This is a genomic window from Brachyspira pilosicoli (genome assembly GCF_008016535.1).
GTDB classification, from domain to species: domain Bacteria; phylum Spirochaetota; class Brachyspiria; order Brachyspirales; family Brachyspiraceae; genus Brachyspira; species Brachyspira pilosicoli_A.
In genome coordinates, this window is record NZ_SAXY01000025.1 from 59512 (window position 1) to 78956 (window position 19445).

Consider the following 19445-nt stretch of genomic DNA (forward strand, 5'->3'; position numbering starts at 1 on the left):
TAATAGTTAATAAATGATTATTATATAAATATAGTATGACATAAAAATATATGCCATACCATATTAATTTGATATTGAATGATATTAAACGATTAATTTATAATCATTTTTAATTCATTATATTTTTTTCTAACAATGTATATTTCATCCCCTATTCTATCTGATTTCTTTATCATAGCATGATATAAAAACCAATTATTATTTTCTTTATAACAAAATATTCTTATATCATGATGTCTTATTTCCCATATACCATCTTCAATTTTTTTATACAGTTTAGATGACATAATGATTTTATTAGAAAAAGAATTAATTAAATAGTTTATTTTAGATTCTATAGTTTCTTTTCTAATACTATTTTCAATAAATGATAGAACACCATCATCTATCATGCATACTATATTGCCTAAAGATAAATATTTTTTTATATTTAATTTTTTCATTTATATTCTCCTTTTATATATCTACTATCACAAATATACCATCATTGTACTTAAATAATTAAGTACAATGACGTTTTAATTATGTAGGGAGTTTCCCCAAGTAGACCCAGAAATATGGTCGCAAATGTACTTAATTATATAAGCACATGAGCTATGGGCATTAAGCCGTTATGACGAGTTTCCTCTGACAGTTACGCAGTAAATGTACTTAATTATATAAGCACATTAGTTATGGCATTAAGCCGTTATGACGAGTTTCCTCTGACAGTTACACCAGATACGCAGTAAATGTACTTAATTATATAAGCACATGAGCTATGGCATTAAGCCGTTATGACGAGTTTCCTCTGACAGTTACGCAGTAAATGTACTTAATTATATAAGCACATTAGTTATGGCATTAAGCCGTTATGACGAGTTTCCTCTGACAGTTACGCAGTAAATGTACTTAATTATATAAGCACATGAGCTATGGCATTAAGCCGTTATGACGAGTTTCCTCTGATTACTATGTTATATATAATTACAAACATAGTCAGTTATATAGTCTATAAAGAAAAGTTTCCTCTATGTACCTATAATATAATAAATATGTTTATATTTGTCAAGTATTTTTTATATGATATTTTAATTTTTTACAATCAAAATTCCTAGATATATAAGTACTAATCCTGAAACTATTAATGATATACCAATACAGCTTTCAGAAAAAGGAAGTTTTATATTTCTTGGTTTATTTGGATCAAACCATAAAGGTAATTTATCCCCAGCCTTTCTGAAAGGATAATGGCTTTTAAGTTTTGCATATAGTTTTCCGTATTTTTCAGTTTCATAACTTATAACCATTGTATTTTTGTGTCTTAATTTTCCAGATTTATATACTTTTTCACTATTATGTTGTTCAACTATACATACAGTATGCACATATTTTTTTGAAACAATAACAACAGCAGCAAGTCTTTTTATTCCTCCTAAGATCAATAATATTCCTAATACAAATACTGCTATTATTTTTATATTCATAGTATTCCAATAAGTTTAAAAGATTTAGTAATATAAAAAATATATATAATATTATATACTAAAAAATTTTAAGTTTGTCAATTGTTTTGTTGTTCTTTTTCCTGCAGCTCGCACCCATACCTAAAGGTACTTCCTACGGTCGCAGGCACTTCCTTCGGTCGCGGTGCGGACTTCGTCAAAAGAACCAAAAACAATATAAATATTTTATTATCTTAGTTTTAAAATAAATCTATTATAAAAAGACAAGTAATGTCAAGATATAATCTTTAATTGTTGTATAATTAAATAAAGAGGTATAAAACAATGTATGAATGGAATAAATTAATACAAATAATTATAGATGAAATTGATGAATGCATTAAAAAGTATAAAAATGAAGAATTAACATTAAATAATATTTCTAATAGATTAGGATATTCAGAGTTTTATATTACAAAGAAGTTTAAAAAGATAACTGGAATAACATTTAAAGAATATACAAGACTAATAAAATTATCTTTTGCTTTAAAAGAGGTAAGAGATACTAAAAGAAAACTATTAGATATTGCATTTGATTATGGATTTTCTTCACATGAGTCATTTACGAGGTATTTTAAAGAATTATATAATATTACTCCAATAGAATATAGAAGAAACCCTAAACCTTTAATGCTTCGTACAAAGATAACAGCATTTGACAGATACTTATTCGGATTAGGTGAAATAGGAATGTATAAATCTAATGAAGAAGTAAAAGTATATTTTATAAAAATTCCATCACATAAGTTTCTTTATATTAAAAATTATGAAAGCAACGGTTATTGGGACTTTTGGCAGAAACAAAACCTTATAAAAGGTCAGGATTATAAAACAGTATGCGGTATACTTGATAGCATTAAGGGTAAATTAGATGATAACGGAGGAAGTGAAATTAATTGCTCAAGCGGACAAATTATGGCTTATATTAATGATGAGAAAGGGAGATTTTGTGATTGGGAAATTAGGAGAGTTGAATGTTGGGGTATAAGGCTTCCTTTTAATTATTGTGAAGATGTGCCTAAAAATATGCATTTGCTTAATGTATATGAATCTGATTATGTGGTATTTGAACATGGTGCTTTTAATTATATTCAAGAAAATAATACTGTAGAGAAAAAAATTGAAGAAGCAATGAAAAATTTTAATGATGAACATTATATTATAGATACTTCTCCAAATAAAATAATGTATTTTTATTATAATCCTAATGAATATTTTAAATACATACGTCCAGTTTGCAGAATATAAAAAATATTTTTAGAGCTAATTCTATAAATAATAATAATACATTTACATTAGTTTAAGTATTTAAAAACATATACAAATAATTTTCACTTTTTATTTAAGAAAAATTTTATTATCGCAATTAATACAAAACTTATTACGCTTATTAAAACTATAGTAGAGCCCGGTTTTAATCCCTCATAATATGAAAGAAATATTCCTAAAACTGTAAAAACTAAATTAAATAATACAGCATAAACAATAGTTTTTTTATAGCTATTAGCTACCTGCATAGAACAAGCAACAGGAACCACCATCATAGATGATACAATCAAAGCACCAACAGCCCTCGCCGATATAGAAACTACTATTGCTGTAAGTATTGTAAAAATAAAGTTAATTCTATTTACAGGAACACCAGAAAGTTTTGCAAGTCTTTCATTGAATGCTATATAAAAAATCTCTTTGTATAAAAATATAAATATTAACATAGAAATAATACTTATAATTACAACCAACTTTAATTCAAAATCACTAATAGCTACAATGCTTCCAAATAAAAAACTATTAAAATTAGCATTATTAGAAACAAAACCAGATAATAACCCCGCAAGCCCAATAGCAAAAGACATAATGATTGATATAGACATCTCGCCATATCTTGCAATTTTTTTTCTTATAAACTCTATAGATAAAGCAGATAAAACACAAAATATCATAGAAGCTAGTATCGGATTAATATTAAATACAAGTCCAAAAGTCACGCCCGCAAGAGAAGTATGAGATATAGCATCTCCTATCATAGAAAGCCTTTTTAATACAACTAAAACCCCAATAGAAGGTATTATGATAGCTAAAAGCACCCCCACCAAAAAAGCCCTACGCATAAACTCATATTGAAATATTTCCATTTGTAAACAACCTTTTATATATTATTAGCAAGAACAACTGCTTCCGTCTGGATGCTTGTGCTTATGTGATAATTCCATGTTTATTTGATTTTTATCTAACTCAACTAATGTGCCATTTTCAAAACAAAAAACTCTATTTGAAATTTTTGACATTCTCTCAATATCATGTGTAACCATTACAATAGTTACTTTTTTATCTTTATTTAAAGTGTGAAGCATATTATATAAAAAATTAATAGTTTCAATATCAACCCCGTTAGTAGGTTCATCTAATATTAATAAATTAGGGTTTTGTACTAAAGTTCTTGCTAAAAAAACTCTCTGTATCTGCCCGCCTGAAAGTTTTGATATAAGTCTCTCTTTATAATCATATATACCTAAAAGTTTTAATGCTTCAAATACTTTTTCTTTATGCTTTTTATTTGGAAACTTAAATAAACCAATATCTGCAAACATATTAGACATTACTATCTCATAAACAGTTGCAGGGAAATTTAATATTTTATAGTATGCATTCTGTTCTAAATATCCAATGTGCTGCCAATTTTTAAATCTTTTAATGTCTTCACCGTATAGTTTTATTTCGCCTCTATACTGATTAATTTCGCCTAAAATAAGTTTTAATATAGTGCTTTTGCCTGCACCATTAGAACCTATAATAGAAACAAAGTCTCCTTTATTTATATCAAAGCTTATGCATTTTAATATGTCTTCTTGAGTGTATCCGAAATGCACATTTTTAAAACTTATTATATTTTCCATTAAAAAACCTTAATTAATTATTTTATTATTTTATTAATTATTAAGAGCATTTGTTATAGCTTCGAGATTTTTTTGCATTATAGAAAAATAATCCTCTCCAGATTTTATATATTCTTCGCTTAAAGATTCTATAGGGTTTAATGCACTTACTTTTACCCCTGTTTCTTTTGCAATGGAATCTACAAGCTTAGAACTTGAGAAGTCTTCATAAAATATAGTTTTAATATTGTTGTTTTTTATAAAATTAATTGTTTGAGCCATAGCCTTAGCATCTGCTTCATCTCTTGCTATTGCAACTTGATTAAGATTATATTCTTTACAGAAGTGTCCGAATGCAGGGTGAGTTACAACCAAATTAGTATTTTTTATATTTTGTAAATTATCTCTAAAGCTTTTATCAAGCTCATCTAATTTATTAGCATATAAATTGTAATTAGAATTATAATAGTCAGCATTTCTACTGTCTAATTCTACAAGCATATTTTTTATATTTTCCATTTGAACTTTTGCCTTTTTAGGTGAAAGCCAAAAATGAGGGTCTAATTCTTCATTATTTATATTTGAAGAAGCCTCTAAATATTTTAAATCTTTTATTGTATTTTTAACAGTATCTGCCCAATGCTCCATTGAAGCACCATTATATATAAATAAATTAGCCTTGCTTAAATTAGCCATATCTTTTGATGTAAGCTCAAAATCATGAGGCTCTGAACCAGCTGAAGTTATATTATAAATATCTATTTTTTCCCCGCCAATTTTTTTAGCGAAATCATAAATAGGATATATACTTGCATATACTTGAAGTTTGTCAGTTGTGTTATTATTATTATTATTATTATTATTGCTGCAAGAAATTAAAGAAACTAATATTAGTAAAAAAATATATCTCATCTGCGTTTATCCTTATAGTATTATAACATCGAAACATTATAATACTATAAAAATAAATTTCAATGTTTTAATACTATAACAATTATTCTACTTTTTCAAAATTACTCTTAGGCTCTCCGCATAATGGACATTTCCAATCATTAGGAAGTTCCTCAAATGGAATTTCTCCTTTATATTCAAATCCGCAAGTTTTACATCTATATATTGCTTTAGGCTTTTCTGTTTCTTCCTTTTTTTCTGCTTTGTTTTCGTATGCATTTGCAGTGGAAGCATTAGGAGGAGTTTTTCCTTTTATTACTGTATGATAATAAGAATAAGTCATAGAATTAGTATTATTATCAAATATATCAGCATCTACCAATTCACCTATAAATAAAGTATGAGTAAATACATCGAAGCTATTTACAACTTTACATACAAAATAAGCATTAGCATCTTTTATAACAGGAAGTCCTTCTTTCATTTCATAATTAACATTTTCAAATTTATTACAATCTTTTGAACTTCTAAAACCAAAACAACCTATTAATGAAGGGTCGCTTTTTTCGGAAAGAATAGATAAAGCAAATTTACCGCTTTTTTTGATGCATTCATTGGTATAATTATTTTTGTTTACGCTAATCATAATTGTAGTTGGCGTTGCTCTTATTTGTGTTGAAGTATTTATAGTACATCCTACTGGCTTATCACCGTCCATTAAAGTAAAAATACAGATTCTATAGTTTTGTTAATACAAACATATCCATAGTTTTTATTTCTTATTATTAGTAATAATTATTTTAATAATATAATATTAATTTATTATATCAATATTATATTAAATCTTATCATTTTTATATAATTTATATCTGTTTTCTCTATATCTAATAGAAACATTTTGATTAAATATTTTAAATCTTATATAATTGTATTTATATTTTATAATGGAATAATATTCTTTAATTGTATTTGATTCTATTAAACATATAAACTCTTTAGAAAAGTATTTATAATCATCTTTATGAATATTAACTATTATTTTTTTTAATATATTTTTCATCATATCAAAAACTTTTCTCTCATCATCTGCAGTAAAGTTTTTTGTTCTAAAGGCTAAAAAAGCCTCTTGTTCCACAAACTTAGCAAAAGATAATGACTTACTTTTCCAAAAATTATATTTAGTATAAAACTCATCTAAGATATCAAACCACTGTTTTATAGCGTTTAATAATATTTTTGGTTCTTTTACCGCCTTTGATGAATCCTGCCATTCTCTTTTAATATAATGATAATGAGTATCATATTCATAGCTTATATTTTTTGTATACATTAAAAGTTCATGAGAGAATATGCCGTCTTCTCCGGGCTGAATATTTAAAGGATATCTTAAATGTTTATTTTCTTTTAAAATACTTGATTTTATAAACATAGAACAAGTAGGAAGTGCTGAATGGTATTTTTTTGTAGCTCTTTTATCAAGCCCCCAAAAATTACCAAGTACAACCAAATCACTATTATTTTTTTTAGCATTATTATAAAACATTTCCAAAAAATCTTTATCTACATAATCATCGCTGTCTAAACAAAATATATATTCACCGACCGCTTTTTCTATTCCGTCATTTCTTGCAGCAGAAACTCCAGCATTTTCTTTATTTATTATTATAATTCTTTTGTCTATTTTTGCATATTCTTCAAGTATAGAAAGTGAATTGTCTTTAGAGCCGTCATTTATGCATATTATTTCTAAATCTTTATATGTCTGACCTATTACACTATTTAAACAATCTCTTAAATATTTTTCTACATTGTATACTGGTATAATTACACTAATCATAAAAATATATTATCAAAATAATAAAAAAACTCAAGTTATAAAATATTTTATTATATTTTAGTAGTATAATTTATATTATACAAAAAAGAGGCAATTGCAAATTACAACGCCTCTTTGTTTATTTATTATGATATAAAAAAATTATTTATTTAATCTTGCCTTTAATTCTTTACCCATTTTCTCATAGCCTTTTTTACCAAGCATAGCAAACATATTTTTCTTATAAGCCTCAACACCGGGCTGATCAAATGGATTAACTCCAAGCATATGTCCAGATATACCGCAAGCCTTCTCAAAGAAATACATAAGCTCACCAATAGTAAATGGAGTAATTTTGTCTATATCTACTATTATATTAGGAACTCCTCCATCAACATGGGCTAAAACAGTAGCTTCTAATGCAGATTTATTTATTTGATGTAAAGTTTTTCCTTTTAAATAGTTAAGTCCGTCTAAATCAGACTCTTCTTTTTTTATTTTTAAATCTATTTCTTCTTCATCTACTCTTATAACAGTTTCAAATAATCCCCTTCTTCCATCTTGTATGAATTGACCTAAAGAATGTAAATCAGTAGAGAAATCAACAGAAGCAGGGAATATTCCTTTTTTATCTTTACCTTCACTCTCTCCGTATAATTGTTTCCACCATTCAGATATATAATGCATTCTTGGAATATAGTTTACCATTATTTCTGTATTGAATCCTTTACTGTAAAGTGCATTTCTTAGCATAGCATAAAGCATAGAAGGATTTTTCTTATAATCTGATTTTTTTGTAGCCTTAGCCATAGAATCAAAACCTTTTACAAACTCTTTAATATCTATTCCAGCAGCTGCTATAGGTATAAGTCCAACAGGAGTAAGTACAGAATATCTTCCGCCGACATCATCAGGTATTACAAAAGTTCTGTATTTATTTTCTGTAGATAATGTTTTTAATGCACCTTTTGCCTTATCTGTAGTAGCTATTATTCTTTTTGCTGCTCCTTCTTTTCCGTATCTTTTTTCAGCATATTCTTTTAATACTCTAAAAGCTATAGCAGGTTCTGTTGTAGTTCCGCTTTTTGATATAACATTAATATAAAAATCTTTGCCTTTCAAATAATCTAATAAATGTTTAAAATATTCACCATTCATATTATGACCAGCATATATAACTTGAGTATTACCTTTTTTAGCTTGAGCAAAAGGATTTAAGAAAGATTCTATAACAGCCTTTCCGCCAAGATATGAACCGCCAATACCAACAGATACTAATACTTCAGCATTCTCTCTTATTTCTGCTGCCAAAGCTTCAATATCTTTTACCATCTTCATAGCTTCAGTTGGAAGATCAACCCAACCTAAAAAATCATTGCCAGCACCTTTTTTATTCTCTAAAAGCTCATTAGCATACTGTGCTGAGCTTGATAAATACTCTAATTCATGCTCTTGCAAAAAACTTAATACATTTTTATAATTTATAGATAGCATTTTTAATACCTCGTAATATAATTTTATAATACATAAATTATACAATAATAATACCGAAAAATAAAGAAATAAATATAAAAAATTAAGGTACAAATAAAATGATTTTGTCTGGACTTGAAATAGAAAAGAATTTAAATAAAAATATTATAATAGAACCTTTCAACAGAAAACAATTAAACTCAAATAGTTATAATGTAAGGCTTCATAATAAACTTTTAGTATATAAAGATAATGTATTAGATATGAAAAAGCCAAATGAAACTAAAGAAATCATTATACCTGAAACAGGATATGAGTTAAAGCCTAATCAGCTTTATTTGGGAAGAACTTTAGAATATACAAAAACAAAAAAATATGTACCTATGATAGAGGGTAGGTCATCTATAGGAAGGCTAGGTATATTCATACATATTACTGCTGGGTTTGGAGATGTTGGTTTTGCTGGATATTGGACATTAGAGATATTTTGCATTAAGCCTATAATAATATATCCAGAAGTAGAGATTGCTCAGCTTTATTATCACACTATAGACGGCGAATATGAAGAGTATGCAAGCAGCAAATATCAAAATAATACTGATGTTCAGCCTAGTATGCTTTATAAAGATTTTAAATAATTATTTTTATAAATAAATCCAAACTATGAAAAAATCTAGAAATAAACTCCATTCTGCTAATAAAGATTTGTATGAAGGTGCTGTTATAAGGAAATGCCGCATTGAAGAAGATATTGAATCTATGCGACTAGATAAATATATGGGAAACAGGTTTTCTTATTATTCCAGAAACAAGTGGCAGGATTTGATAGGTGAGGGACTTGTATTAGTAAATGGGGAAAAAATAAAATATACCCGAAGCGTTTCTAAAGGCGATGAGATATCATACTATTTTAAAGATATGAAAGAGCCTGATGTAAATAAAGATATAGAAATAATTTATGATGATGGCGATTTAATTATAGTGAATAAGCCTGCTAATTTGCCTGTTATTCCTTCTGGGAAATATTATTACAATACTTTGCATACTATTATGCAAGAGAGATTAGGCTGTCATTTAAATATGATTAATAGAATAGACAGAGAGACAAGCGGGTGTGTAATACTTTCACGCGGTTCTTTGGTGGCTTCAAAGTTTTGTGCTATGCTTGCAAATAAAAATAATAATATAAAAAAAACTTATATTGCAATAGTAGAAAATGCTAAAGATATAGAAGATTCTTTTACTGTTGAAGGATATATGCAAGAAGTAGGAGATAAACTTTACAGAAGATATCAAATACTTCATAAAGAAAATGTTGAAGACTCAAAATATTCAAAGACGAAGTTTAAAACTGTAAAAAAAATAGGCGATTATGCCATACTAAAAATAAGACTCTACACAGGACGAATGCATCAAATAAGGGTGCATCTTCATTCAAAAAATCTTTATATGGTTGGAGATAAAATATACGGCAAATATGGACCAAAAGTTTTTAATTCTTTTATAGAAAAAAGCATAATACCAGAAGGCTTTTTTTATAGGCAGGCACTTCATTCTTATATGCTTGAGTTTAATCACCCAATCACCAATGAGCGTATAAAAGTAAAGGCAAAAATCCCAAAAGACTTAAAAGATTTTATTGCTAGTATAAAGTGAAAAAATTTAAGTTTGATAAAAATTAATTTTTTATTTTATAATATTCCAAAATATATAACGCTCAAGTACTTGCACTTTCGCGAAGCGTACCCGTAGGGTAAAAACTTTTTGCTGCGGGAAAAAGTTGATAGAAAATTATTGTTTTAATATATTCTTAAAATTTTTAACTTTTTTATTTTAATTATTTGCGGGGACTAGCCCCCGCCCCCCCACTTCTTTTATTGGTATAAAAGAAGCAAAAGAACTGCATTTTTATGAAATATAGCTAAAAATATATGGTATTATTTATATATTTCTTTTATATAAAGATATTAAATTTGCACTTTTTGCTGCGGGAAAAAGTTGAATAAAATAAAAAATCTACTGCAAAATATATTTATTTAGTATATAAAACCGTTCTTTATTATAAAGACATTCTTCCCGTCTGAAGCTATTGATATTGCTTCGCTGCTGTAGGCATCTATTTCTGATATATAATCATATCCGCCTAACTCTTTTCTTGTAGCTGTCTCTTTATTCCATATGAAATAATACTTCCTTCCAAGTCTCTCTGCTGTAAAAGCAAAAGAATCTCCATAAAACTTAAATGAAGTTACAGAGTTGTATGAAGGGCTTTCAAAATTGTCGGATATAATATATTCCCTGTCATTTTTTGAGGCATTGTATACTAATTCATTATTGTCAGAAAAATATATATTATTTATTTTATTATAATCTTCATTAATTCTTTTGTTATTAAGTATTATAAAAGATATATTATTGCTGCTTACTCCATATGCAAAGTTCTTTGAGTCTTTAGAATATTGATAAGTGTATATATCCTCATAGCTTCCTAACATATTTCCTCTAACATATAATTGCATCATATCGTTTGTATCTATATTAATAAATACCAAACTTTGACCGTCTGGAGAAAAACTCATATTTGTAATTAGATTAAACTCGCCTATATTTCTATTGTTTATTAAAATGCTTGTGTTTATAAATTCATTTGTAACAATAAGATTATTATTGGTGTCTGTAAAATTTAATGTATTTTCTACTATGTTTGTAATAACATTTGTAACCATCATTAATGCTATAGTGTTTGATTGACCTTTTACAGTTATACCCTCTTCATTTGTATAAACACTTATATTAGATAAATTATAATTTGTAACGGTAGATATGTTTGTAAGAATAGTATCGTTTGTGTTAATATTTGTAGACATTATATTATTTATATTATCATTCGTTGTTAAATTAGTGTCTATTTGAGGCATTAACTTTACAGCGTATGCTTGATTTTGTAAATTGTATGAAGCTAAATCATCAACAGATATAAAACTCTCTGTATCATTATTTCCATTATATATAACAGCACTTCCTTCACTATTTACAACATATATTAAAGTTCTTCCGTCATTGGCATATTTAATTTTTTCTGCTTTTCCTGCAACAGCTTTTTCTTCGCCGTTTATATTAATAAAATATTCTCCGTCTCTAGAATAAGAAAATGCATAATTATTATCATTTATAACATATTCATATAATTCAGAATACTGAGTTGCTGCCTCTCCGTTAATAACAGCAACACCATAATCCATAAGTCTTGCAAATATTATAGAGTTGTTTCCAGCAAAAGCAGATGCTTCTATGGAGTCAAATTCTTGCTCTTTGTTTCCGTATATAACAACCCACATATCTTTGCCAATAGAAGGTTTAAGCATAGTAGCTACCAATGTTCCATTTGGTAAAACTTTTATTATACCAGCATCTTTATATCCTTCTAATCTGCTGTTTTTATAAAGTATATCATAGGTTATATTGTTAGCATTATTCTTTTCTATAATTATTGCATAGTTTGTATCACTTAATATATATGCATTTTTTAGAGTTTCATTGTTTTGTAATGTGTATATTTGAGAAAATAGTAAATTGCTTATTAATAAAAAATAAATAGCTATGTATTTTTTCATAGTAAAATCCCATTCTTTAAAAAAATTATTTATATATTCGGTAATATTATAAACTAAAATTAATAATATACAAAATTATATTATTAAAAAAAATTAAATTTTTACGATTATTTTTATATAAAACATTTGAGGTTATTATGAGATATTTTATTATAATATTGCTTTTTATTTATTCTTGTAGTTCTGTAAATACTAATTCTAAAACTCTTAATAATGGTTGGATTAATGAAAATAAATTTACTATTAATTCAATAGGATATCCAAATAGTTATAATAATGCTACATCAGAAGAAAATAAAAATAGTGCTTATAATGCTGCTTTATCTCTTTCTATGGTTAAAATTGAGAACGCTTTTACAAAAGAATTGCCACAAAACTATAAATATTATGATGATTTAAAGAGCTTTATATCCAATAATATAAAAATAGAATATTCAAATTATGTAGATAATAGATATTATAATATAACAGCCTCTATAGAATATGATAATTTATTATATGATTTAAGAAAAGGTAAGAAAATAACAAAATAATGTAATTTTTTTTTATTTTTATCTTACATTTAAATGAAAGATAAGTTTATTATATAATAAAAATATATATTAGTAGAAAAGTATGAAGTCTACTAAATTGATTGCATTTGTAGGTTCAATTGCATTATTGTTTGGTATGATAGCTTTTGCTCAAGCTAAAATTGATTTAGCTAAAATACCTGATGGTACTTATTTAGGTAATTACAAAGCTACTTACAAAACAAAACAAGGAGACTACCAAGCTAAAGTAACAGTTGCAGGCGGTAAATTAACTAAGGTTGTAATGACTAAATGCGGTCATTCAAGCGGTCCTGCTAGAGCTAAAGCAGCTTATGATAAAATGATTAAAGCTAATGACATTTATGTTGATGGCGTTACTGGTGCTACTTGGACAGCTCTTGTTGAAGATGCTTTAACTAAATTAACTCCAGCAAAATAAGCTTAAAAATAGGTGAAAAATTGTATTAGAGAGTGCATTCAATTATGAATGCACTTTTTTTATATCCTTTTATTTATTTTTATGTTTAATAACAATCCTATTATCATAATTACAAAAGTAATAAATATTGCTATATACATATTTAATTCAAAATCATATCTTAAATACTGAAAACTAGAAACTTTTTTAGACAACTCTATTAAAATATTTGCAGCGAATTCTGTTGTTTTTGCGGGGTATATTGATAGAATATAAAATATTTGATGCGTAAATATTGTTATTAGTGATGATGATAATATTATAAAAGATAATGGTACGGCAAAGATATTTGCTATTATGGAATTGAGATTTAAAATTTTGAAATGATATATACTTAATGGCAATATAGATACGAGAGATATTATATTAATTAGTAAAAATCCAGATATGATTATAAACATATTTTTAAAAAATGTATTTAATTTTAATTTTTTTATTTTTGTTATTATAAAAAAATTATAAATAGGATAATATAATATTATCCCCAATGTTGCTAAGAATGAAAATTGAAAACTTATTTCTCTTATAGAGTTTGGTTCTATGAGTAATATTATTAATGCTGCTAAAAATAAAGAGTTTACATTGTTTCTGTCTTTATCAAAGTAATATGATATTAATATACAAAAAGCCATTATACTTGAACGCACTATTGAAACAGAGAATATACTTACCGTTGGGTATATTATTATAGTAGTAATTGTAGCAATAAATATTTTATTATAAAAGTTTATTGGCAAAAAGGATAATACTGTAAATAATATAAAAAGTATCATAGATATATGAAGACCTGATATTGAAAGTATATGAGATATTCCAGAGTTTATAAAGTATTGATTAATATTTGCTGGTATAATATATTTATCTCCTGTAATGATGCATTGAGCGACAGAGTAGCTTATTGGCTCTATATGTTCACCTAAAGATTTTTTTATTGTGTTTCTAAAATATATACCAATTCTGTTTAGAAAGTTCAATATTGAAAAACTTTCTTTTTGTACAGTAAAATTAATATATGGATAAATACTGCTTACACCATAGAGCATTTGATTTTCTAAGGCTTTTACTATCTTAATATTATTTGTTAATATATTTTTATATAGTCTGATTTTAGCATAAACTGTAATAGTGTCATTTATATATATTGGTTTAGCTGAATTATGATATAGTCTAATTTTTCCAGCATAATTATACCAATTTTCTCCATCATAAACACTATCAACATAGGCAACATATCTATCTCTTAAATTAACCACTCCATCATAATCTATTATTTTACAGCTATATGCTTTAATTTCTTTTTTAAACTCTTTTAATGGTGATAAAAATATATTATAATATCTAGAAATGGTATAACTATACCCCAAAAAAAATATTGAAATTACTAAAATAAAAAAACTATTTTTGTTGTATACAGCAAGTACTATTGACACTACTATTAGAATAAAAGATATTATTAATGATAAAAAATAATTAGTGCTAAACTTTAACGCAATAGATACACCTAAAGCAAAACTTGTTGTAATATAAAGTATATATGTAATAGGATATATGCTTTTTATCATAATATCATCTTTTTACTATTCCATAGAAGATAATATTAATTATCATATCTAAATCTTTTTCATTATTTTCTATATTTTTATTTTTTGCCCACTCCATTTCAAAACCTTTAATTATTGCTAATATTGATTCTGTTGCAAGCCTTAAATCTATATTAAATAAACCTTTTTTTACGCCTCTTCTTAATATCATTTTAATAGTATCATATTCTTCTTTATGATATTTTGCTCTCATATGTTCTATTAGTGTAAAATCTTCAAATATTTCACTATGAAGTGCCTCATAAAGGTTGGCTAATTTGATATATCCCTTTTGTCTTGTCAGTATATATGCTCTTATCTTGGCTTCAGCGGTATCTTCTTTTTTTATTGCTTCGTATATAGACCTTTTTAAATCTAATGCTTCATTTTCTGCTATTGCAAAAAAAATTTCTTCTTTACTTTTAAAATAATGATAAATACTGCTTTTAGATTTATGAACCATTAAAGCAATATCGCTCATAGATGTTTTTTTAAATCCATATTTTTTGAATAGCTCTTTTCCAGCATTAACAATTTGTTCTCTTGGATTCATTTCTATCCTTCATATAACTTTCTCCTAATAATTATATATAATATTTTTTATTTGTCAAAAGTTATAAGAAAATAGCTTATATTATGAGTTTTTTTATTTATTGTTCTATAATAGATTGATTAACATTAAGCACTGTATTATCAGGTAAAGATGCTATATTTCTATAGAAGTTTACTTGAGTAACATTATTAGCATAAGGCAAATTAATTATTTCATTTAAATAACTTTTTGTGTTTGCATCTAAAACTATATTACCTGTAGTTGCTTCTGTACTTGATATATTAGCCTGCATAAATGCACCAAGCTGTAAGCTATTATTAACTGTTGCAGAGCCAGATAATACTTTAACGGTAGTTGTGCCGTTATTATTAGCTATTATAACTGTACCTCTCATAGAAATATTAGCATTTGGAGTAATTATATTAATAGAATCAAGTTTTGTAATTGCTATAATTTCCCCTGAAGATAATGTGAATTTTATATTATTATTTCTATCTAATGATTCATCTATGTTTAAAGAAGTATTTTGTTTTAGTTTAAATAAAGAATTATTTAGTATATAATAAGTTAAATAAGAATTTACTTGTAAAGTTAGTCTATCATTACTAAATAATAAATCACCGATATTGGCAGGTTTAGCTATTATATCTCTTGATGTAATTTTTACTTCACCTTGAGCTGATACTACTTCCATATAATTAGCATTATATTGTGCATTCAAAGCAAAAACACATACAAATATTATAGCAACTATTTTTTTACACATCTGTGAAACTCCATAATACATTTTTACTATAAAATATTATCGGAAATATTTTTTATATATACATAATATTTTTTATTGTACAAATATATTTATTTTTATACTGTTTAAGTTTTGATTTTCTTTATTAACTGCTTTTATATAAAAACTATGCTCTCCGCCTTCTAATTGCCATCTAATATTTCCGCTTTTTAATTCTTCTATGCCAGCTATAATTTTATCATCGCAGTATAGATTTGCTGACACAATATTGTCTGGTATATATGTTTTTATAAATATGTTTTGATATTCTTTTGGGAGGGTAGAATCTATTTTATATACGGAGTTGTCTGTAGGTGATGTAATCATAATATTTTGTGAGTATTCACTTTTTTCTCTATAAGTTAAGGTTCTATTATAAATATTATCAATTTTTACCCAATCTCTCGTTGGAGTTTCTATTTGCTGTTCTTTTATCCAGCCATTATATTCTGAAGGGAGGCTTACAAACACTTTTTTGCTTATACTTCCATCTGCATTATTTCTTATATACAAGTTATGAACATCACATTCTTCTGTTGGCACATACTCCTTAGAAAACTCTTCATTTCTGTATTCTTTACAAAACTCTCCTCTTAGTTTGCCGCTTATTAAACATATATCTCTATTTACTATATTTGCTGGTTTATTCCATTTTGTTTCTTTTTGACTTTTATTAAGCATTATAAATAAATCATATATTATAGGCACAGCTCCATTTCCGCCTGTAATATTTATCATCTCGCTTCCCTTAAAATCTCCAAGCCAAATACCAACTATATAGTCTTTAGTGTATCCAATACCCCAAGCATCTCTCGAGCCTTTTGATGTACCTGTTTTTATGGCAACAGAAAAAGGATAAACGATTCCTCTATAGCTTCTAAAAGAGCCCATTCTTGCATTTCTGTCGGATAATATACTTGTTATAAGATAGGCACTTTCTTTTGATATTACCTGCCTTGTAGTTTTTTTGGGTATATCAATTATTTCGCCATTTTCTTTTTTTAATGATTCTATAGAATAATGATTTATAAACTTTCCTTCATTTGGAAATATAGTGTAGGCTGAAACCAAATCAACTAATCTCACCTCAGCACTTCCTAATACCAAAGAATAACCATAATAATCTGGATTTTTATTTATAGAGCTTAAACCAGATTTTAATAATATATTTTGAAAGTCTTTTATGCTGTATCTTGCAAGCCATTTTACAGCAGGTATATTTAGAGAATTAGCAAGTGCATCTCTTATTGTAACAGGTCCATGATATTTATGATTAAAGTTCTCTGGTATATAATCTCCCCCCGGTGAGTTTATATAAGTTTTAACATCAGCTATAACAGATGCAGGAGTTTCCCCTTTATCAAACAAATATCCATACAAAAAAGGTTTTAAAGTGCTTCCAGCTTGCCTTAAAGCAGCAGCTCCATTAACAGCTCCATCAACTTCCTTATCAAAATAATCCATAGAGCCTATCATAGATAATATTTCACCTGTTTTAGCATTTAGTATAACGCATGAAATATTTCTTACATTGAATGTATGAAGCGATTGACTTGCATTGCTTATTACTATTATTGCTTCTTCTTGAAGTTTATAGTCTAAAGTGGTTTTTATTTCTGTTATGTTATTGTATTTTAATTGAGCTAATGATTCTTTTGCATACATTGTAAAGTGCGGTGCTTTGAAAGTGTATTCATCTTTATTGTTGTAAACTTTTATTTTATCATTAATATTTTTTTGATATTCGGCATCATCTATATAGCCATTATTTTTCATTTCATTTATAACATATATTCTTCTGTCATTTAATCTCTCTTCATATTTGTATGGGTTAAACTTCGTGCCTGATTTTATAATTGAGGCAAGTATTGCTGATTCATTTATATTTAAATCTTTTACTTCTTTTTTGAAATAAACTTGAGAGGCAGCTCCCACACCATAGCAGTTATTGCCTAAAAAAACTCTGTTTAAATATTCTGTGATAATTTCTTCTTTTGAGAGGTTTCTTTCTAATCTTACAGCGTCTAATGCTTCATAGAATTTATTAATATATGTTCTCTCTCTTGGCATTATACTTTTTGCTAACTGCTGAGTTATAGTGCTTCCGCCGGATACCACTCTGCCGTTTATTAAGTTGGCTAAAAAGGCTCTCATTATTGCTTTATAATCTACTCCATCATGTTTAAAAAAGTTTTTGTCTTCCGCACTTATAACGGCATTTATTAGATTTGTTGATATATCATTATATTTTACTTCATTATAAAAACCGCCCTGCTTTGGAAAGAGTGTTGATATTAAAATATTGTTTCTGTCATATATTTTTAATACTCTCTCTTCATCTAATTTTAATTCATCTTTTGTAAATGGTATATTTATATAATCCTTACAAGACTTATAAAAATTATATACCTTTGGAATAAATATTACTGACAATACTAAAACAGAAATTAACAAAATATATATTATAGCTAATGATGTTCTTCTAATTATTTTTTCCATAAGCAGTTTTCCATAAACCTATATTTTTATTTTACAATAAAATGAACAATAGTCAATTTTTTGTCATATTGTAATAATTTTTAAATTTGGCAATTTTTAATTTTTTAGTTTTGTAATTTGTGGGGACTATCCCCCACACCCCCACTTCTTTGGGTCACCAAAAGAAGCAAAAAGACTATGTTTTTGTGAAGTAATACTTAGTATATTTAAAAATATAATGTATTATTTTATATATATAAAACTAAAATATTTGCACTTTTTGGTTCTTTTGACGAAGTCCGCACCGCGAGCTGCGGGAAAAAGAACAACAAAAGTTGACAAACTTAAAAAATTAAACTAAATTATACTTGGATATTATTTATTTGAAAATACAATATAAATTTAAGGAGTAAAAATATGTTTATGAATAAAGAATATTTTGAAATATTAAAAAAAGAATTTTATTACCCAGATGATAAAACAATTTCTATTAATATAAATTCATCAATAGAACCACTTTCAGGTATAGAACAATTAATATATGCTAATAGTTTTTTAAATAATATTATCAAAAATAAAAATAATGAATTTTCAGATGAAGATATTGAAATTGCTAGAGAAATACAAAATAGAATTAATAGACTTGTTTCAAAAGTACTTGACAAATCAATTTATAGTTTCAAAGAAGTAAGAATTATGTTAATATATTCGTAAAAAAGGATTTTATAAAAATGATTGATTGTCAAAGTGTGATTGGTTTAAAAAAACATATTTATTTCTTTTAGAAGAATTAAGAAAAGTATATAAAGGTTTTAATAATGGCAGACCAAGAAAACTTTCTTTGGAAACTATGCTTTTTATCACTTTTATATATTTTAAACAATA

General features: G+C 26.2%; 19 protein-coding genes. 6 read left to right on the forward strand and 13 right to left on the reverse strand.

Translation table 11 applies throughout. From position 1 onward, the window contains the following. Nucleotides 1-92: 92 nt before the first annotated feature. Together EPJ72_RS03805 and EPJ72_RS03810 are read right to left on the reverse strand one after the other, a co-directional pair. Entirely contained in the window at nt 93-443 is a 351-nt protein-coding gene (locus EPJ72_RS03805) for a type II toxin-antitoxin system RelE/ParE family toxin (protein ID WP_147730907.1), read from the reverse strand. Nucleotides 444-1070: 627 nt separating this feature from the next. After that, nucleotides 1071-1466, reverse strand: a complete 396-nt coding sequence (locus tag EPJ72_RS03810) for a DUF3592 domain-containing protein (RefSeq protein ID WP_147730908.1) — start codon at nt 1464-1466, stop codon at nt 1071-1073. A 303-nt stretch (nt 1467-1769) separates the two neighbouring features. On the opposite strand from EPJ72_RS03810, the gene EPJ72_RS03815 reads away from it, so the two are divergent. Next, entirely contained in the window at nt 1770-2732 is a 963-nt protein-coding gene (locus tag EPJ72_RS03815) for a helix-turn-helix transcriptional regulator (RefSeq protein WP_147730909.1), read from the forward strand. An 83-nt stretch (nt 2733-2815) separates the two neighbouring features. Here EPJ72_RS03815 and EPJ72_RS03820 read toward each other — a convergent pair whose 3' ends face one another. The 6 genes from EPJ72_RS03820 to EPJ72_RS03845 all read right to left on the reverse strand — a co-directional run bounded on the left by EPJ72_RS03820 (nt 2816) and on the right by EPJ72_RS03845 (nt 8561). After that, entirely contained in the window at nt 2816-3619 is an 804-nt protein-coding gene (locus EPJ72_RS03820; RefSeq protein ID WP_147730910.1) for a metal ABC transporter permease, read from the reverse strand. A 24-nt stretch (nt 3620-3643) separates the two neighbouring features. Next, on the reverse strand, nt 3644-4381 hold the full coding sequence (locus EPJ72_RS03825) for a metal ABC transporter ATP-binding protein (protein WP_147730911.1): 738 nt from the start codon (nt 4379-4381) through the stop codon (nt 3644-3646). 33 nt (nt 4382-4414) lie between these two features. Beyond that, nucleotides 4415-5272 (reverse strand): metal ABC transporter solute-binding protein, Zn/Mn family, encoded by an 858-nt coding sequence (locus EPJ72_RS03830; RefSeq protein ID WP_147730912.1) that lies wholly within the window; start codon nt 5270-5272, stop codon nt 4415-4417. 82 nt (nt 5273-5354) lie between these two features. Beyond that, nucleotides 5355-5987 (reverse strand): flavin reductase, encoded by a 633-nt coding sequence (locus EPJ72_RS03835; protein ID WP_439897256.1) that lies wholly within the window; start codon nt 5985-5987, stop codon nt 5355-5357. A 102-nt stretch (nt 5988-6089) separates the two neighbouring features. After that, nucleotides 6090-7088 (reverse strand): glycosyltransferase family 2 protein, encoded by a 999-nt coding sequence (locus tag EPJ72_RS03840; RefSeq protein ID WP_147730914.1) that lies wholly within the window; start codon nt 7086-7088, stop codon nt 6090-6092. A gap of 141 nt (nt 7089-7229) precedes the next feature. Further along, nucleotides 7230-8561 (reverse strand): glucose-6-phosphate isomerase, encoded by a 1332-nt coding sequence (locus EPJ72_RS03845; RefSeq protein ID WP_147730915.1) that lies wholly within the window; start codon nt 8559-8561, stop codon nt 7230-7232. 98 nt (nt 8562-8659) lie between these two features. Here EPJ72_RS03845 and dcd point away from each other — a divergent pair, with 98 nt between their 5' ends. Both dcd and EPJ72_RS03855 read left to right on the forward strand, forming a co-directional pair. Further along, on the forward strand, nt 8660-9178 hold the full coding sequence (gene dcd, locus EPJ72_RS03850; RefSeq protein WP_147730916.1) for a dCTP deaminase: 519 nt from the start codon (nt 8660-8662) through the stop codon (nt 9176-9178). Between the two features lie 25 nt (nt 9179-9203). Further along, nucleotides 9204-10196, forward strand: a complete 993-nt coding sequence (locus EPJ72_RS03855) for an RluA family pseudouridine synthase (protein WP_147730917.1) — start codon at nt 9204-9206, stop codon at nt 10194-10196. 380 nt (nt 10197-10576) lie between these two features. Here the strand turns inward: EPJ72_RS03855 and EPJ72_RS03860 are convergent, their stop codons facing one another. Beyond that, entirely contained in the window at nt 10577-12154 is a 1578-nt protein-coding gene (locus EPJ72_RS03860) for a hypothetical protein (protein ID WP_147730918.1), read from the reverse strand. A 137-nt stretch (nt 12155-12291) separates the two neighbouring features. Between EPJ72_RS03860 and EPJ72_RS03865 the strand changes: the two genes are divergently transcribed. Both EPJ72_RS03865 and EPJ72_RS03870 read left to right on the forward strand, forming a co-directional pair. Beyond that, entirely contained in the window at nt 12292-12687 is a 396-nt protein-coding gene (locus tag EPJ72_RS03865; protein ID WP_147730919.1) for a hypothetical protein, read from the forward strand. An 82-nt stretch (nt 12688-12769) separates the two neighbouring features. Beyond that, nucleotides 12770-13126, forward strand: a complete 357-nt coding sequence (locus EPJ72_RS03870; RefSeq protein WP_147730920.1) for an FMN-binding protein — start codon at nt 12770-12772, stop codon at nt 13124-13126. A gap of 59 nt (nt 13127-13185) precedes the next feature. Here the strand turns inward: EPJ72_RS03870 and EPJ72_RS03875 are convergent, their stop codons facing one another. The 4 genes from EPJ72_RS03875 to pbpC all read right to left on the reverse strand — a co-directional run bounded on the left by EPJ72_RS03875 (nt 13186) and on the right by pbpC (nt 18581). Continuing rightward, the gene (locus EPJ72_RS03875; RefSeq protein ID WP_147730921.1) at nt 13186-14727 is read right to left on the reverse strand and encodes a ComEC/Rec2 family competence protein; all 1542 of its coding nucleotides are present in this window, start codon (nt 14725-14727) and stop codon (nt 13186-13188) included. A gap of 4 nt (nt 14728-14731) precedes the next feature. Further along, nucleotides 14732-15298 (reverse strand): TetR/AcrR family transcriptional regulator, encoded by a 567-nt coding sequence (locus EPJ72_RS03880; protein WP_147730922.1) that lies wholly within the window; start codon nt 15296-15298, stop codon nt 14732-14734. Nucleotides 15299-15395: 97 nt separating this feature from the next. After that, the gene (locus EPJ72_RS03885; RefSeq protein ID WP_147730923.1) at nt 15396-16064 is read right to left on the reverse strand and encodes a FecR domain-containing protein; all 669 of its coding nucleotides are present in this window, start codon (nt 16062-16064) and stop codon (nt 15396-15398) included. A gap of 72 nt (nt 16065-16136) precedes the next feature. Then, nucleotides 16137-18581, reverse strand: coding sequence for a penicillin-binding protein 1C (gene pbpC, locus EPJ72_RS03890; protein ID WP_147730924.1), 2445 nt, complete (start codon nt 18579-18581; stop codon nt 16137-16139). A gap of 396 nt (nt 18582-18977) precedes the next feature. On the opposite strand from pbpC, the gene EPJ72_RS03895 reads away from it, so the two are divergent. After that, nucleotides 18978-19274 (forward strand): hypothetical protein, encoded by a 297-nt coding sequence (locus EPJ72_RS03895; RefSeq protein ID WP_147730925.1) that lies wholly within the window; start codon nt 18978-18980, stop codon nt 19272-19274. The last annotated feature ends 171 nt before the right edge of the window (nt 19275-19445 follow it).

Coding starts and splice junctions, on each gene's coding strand:
- EPJ72_RS03895 (WP_147730925.1), top strand. CDS start 18,978: ATGTTTATGAATAAAGAATATTTTGAAATATTAAAAAAAGAATTTTAT.
- EPJ72_RS03885 (WP_147730923.1), bottom strand. CDS start 16,064: ATGTGTAAAAAAATAGTTGCTATAATATTTGTATGTGTTTTTGCTTTG.
- pbpC (WP_147730924.1), bottom strand. CDS start 18,581: ATGGAAAAAATAATTAGAAGAACATCATTAGCTATAATATATATTTTG.
- EPJ72_RS03810 (WP_147730908.1), bottom strand. CDS start 1,466: ATGAATATAAAAATAATAGCAGTATTTGTATTAGGAATATTATTGATC.
- EPJ72_RS03830 (WP_147730912.1), bottom strand. CDS start 5,272: ATGAGATATATTTTTTTACTAATATTAGTTTCTTTAATTTCTTGCAGC.
- EPJ72_RS03845 (WP_147730915.1), bottom strand. CDS start 8,561: ATGCTATCTATAAATTATAAAAATGTATTAAGTTTTTTGCAAGAGCAT.
- EPJ72_RS03860 (WP_147730918.1), bottom strand. CDS start 12,154: ATGAAAAAATACATAGCTATTTATTTTTTATTAATAAGCAATTTACTA.
- EPJ72_RS03870 (WP_147730920.1), top strand. CDS start 12,770: ATGAAGTCTACTAAATTGATTGCATTTGTAGGTTCAATTGCATTATTG.
- EPJ72_RS03865 (WP_147730919.1), top strand. CDS start 12,292: ATGAGATATTTTATTATAATATTGCTTTTTATTTATTCTTGTAGTTCT.
- EPJ72_RS03875 (WP_147730921.1), bottom strand. CDS start 14,727: ATGATAAAAAGCATATATCCTATTACATATATACTTTATATTACAACA.
- EPJ72_RS03880 (WP_147730922.1), bottom strand. CDS start 15,298: ATGAATCCAAGAGAACAAATTGTTAATGCTGGAAAAGAGCTATTCAAA.
- EPJ72_RS03855 (WP_147730917.1), top strand. CDS start 9,204: ATGAAAAAATCTAGAAATAAACTCCATTCTGCTAATAAAGATTTGTAT.
- EPJ72_RS03825 (WP_147730911.1), bottom strand. CDS start 4,381: ATGGAAAATATAATAAGTTTTAAAAATGTGCATTTCGGATACACTCAA.
- EPJ72_RS03820 (WP_147730910.1), bottom strand. CDS start 3,619: ATGGAAATATTTCAATATGAGTTTATGCGTAGGGCTTTTTTGGTGGGG.
- EPJ72_RS03815 (WP_147730909.1), top strand. CDS start 1,770: ATGTATGAATGGAATAAATTAATACAAATAATTATAGATGAAATTGAT.
- dcd (WP_147730916.1), top strand. CDS start 8,660: ATGATTTTGTCTGGACTTGAAATAGAAAAGAATTTAAATAAAAATATT.
- EPJ72_RS03805 (WP_147730907.1), bottom strand. CDS start 443: ATGAAAAAATTAAATATAAAAAAATATTTATCTTTAGGCAATATAGTA.
- EPJ72_RS03840 (WP_147730914.1), bottom strand. CDS start 7,088: ATGATTAGTGTAATTATACCAGTATACAATGTAGAAAAATATTTAAGA.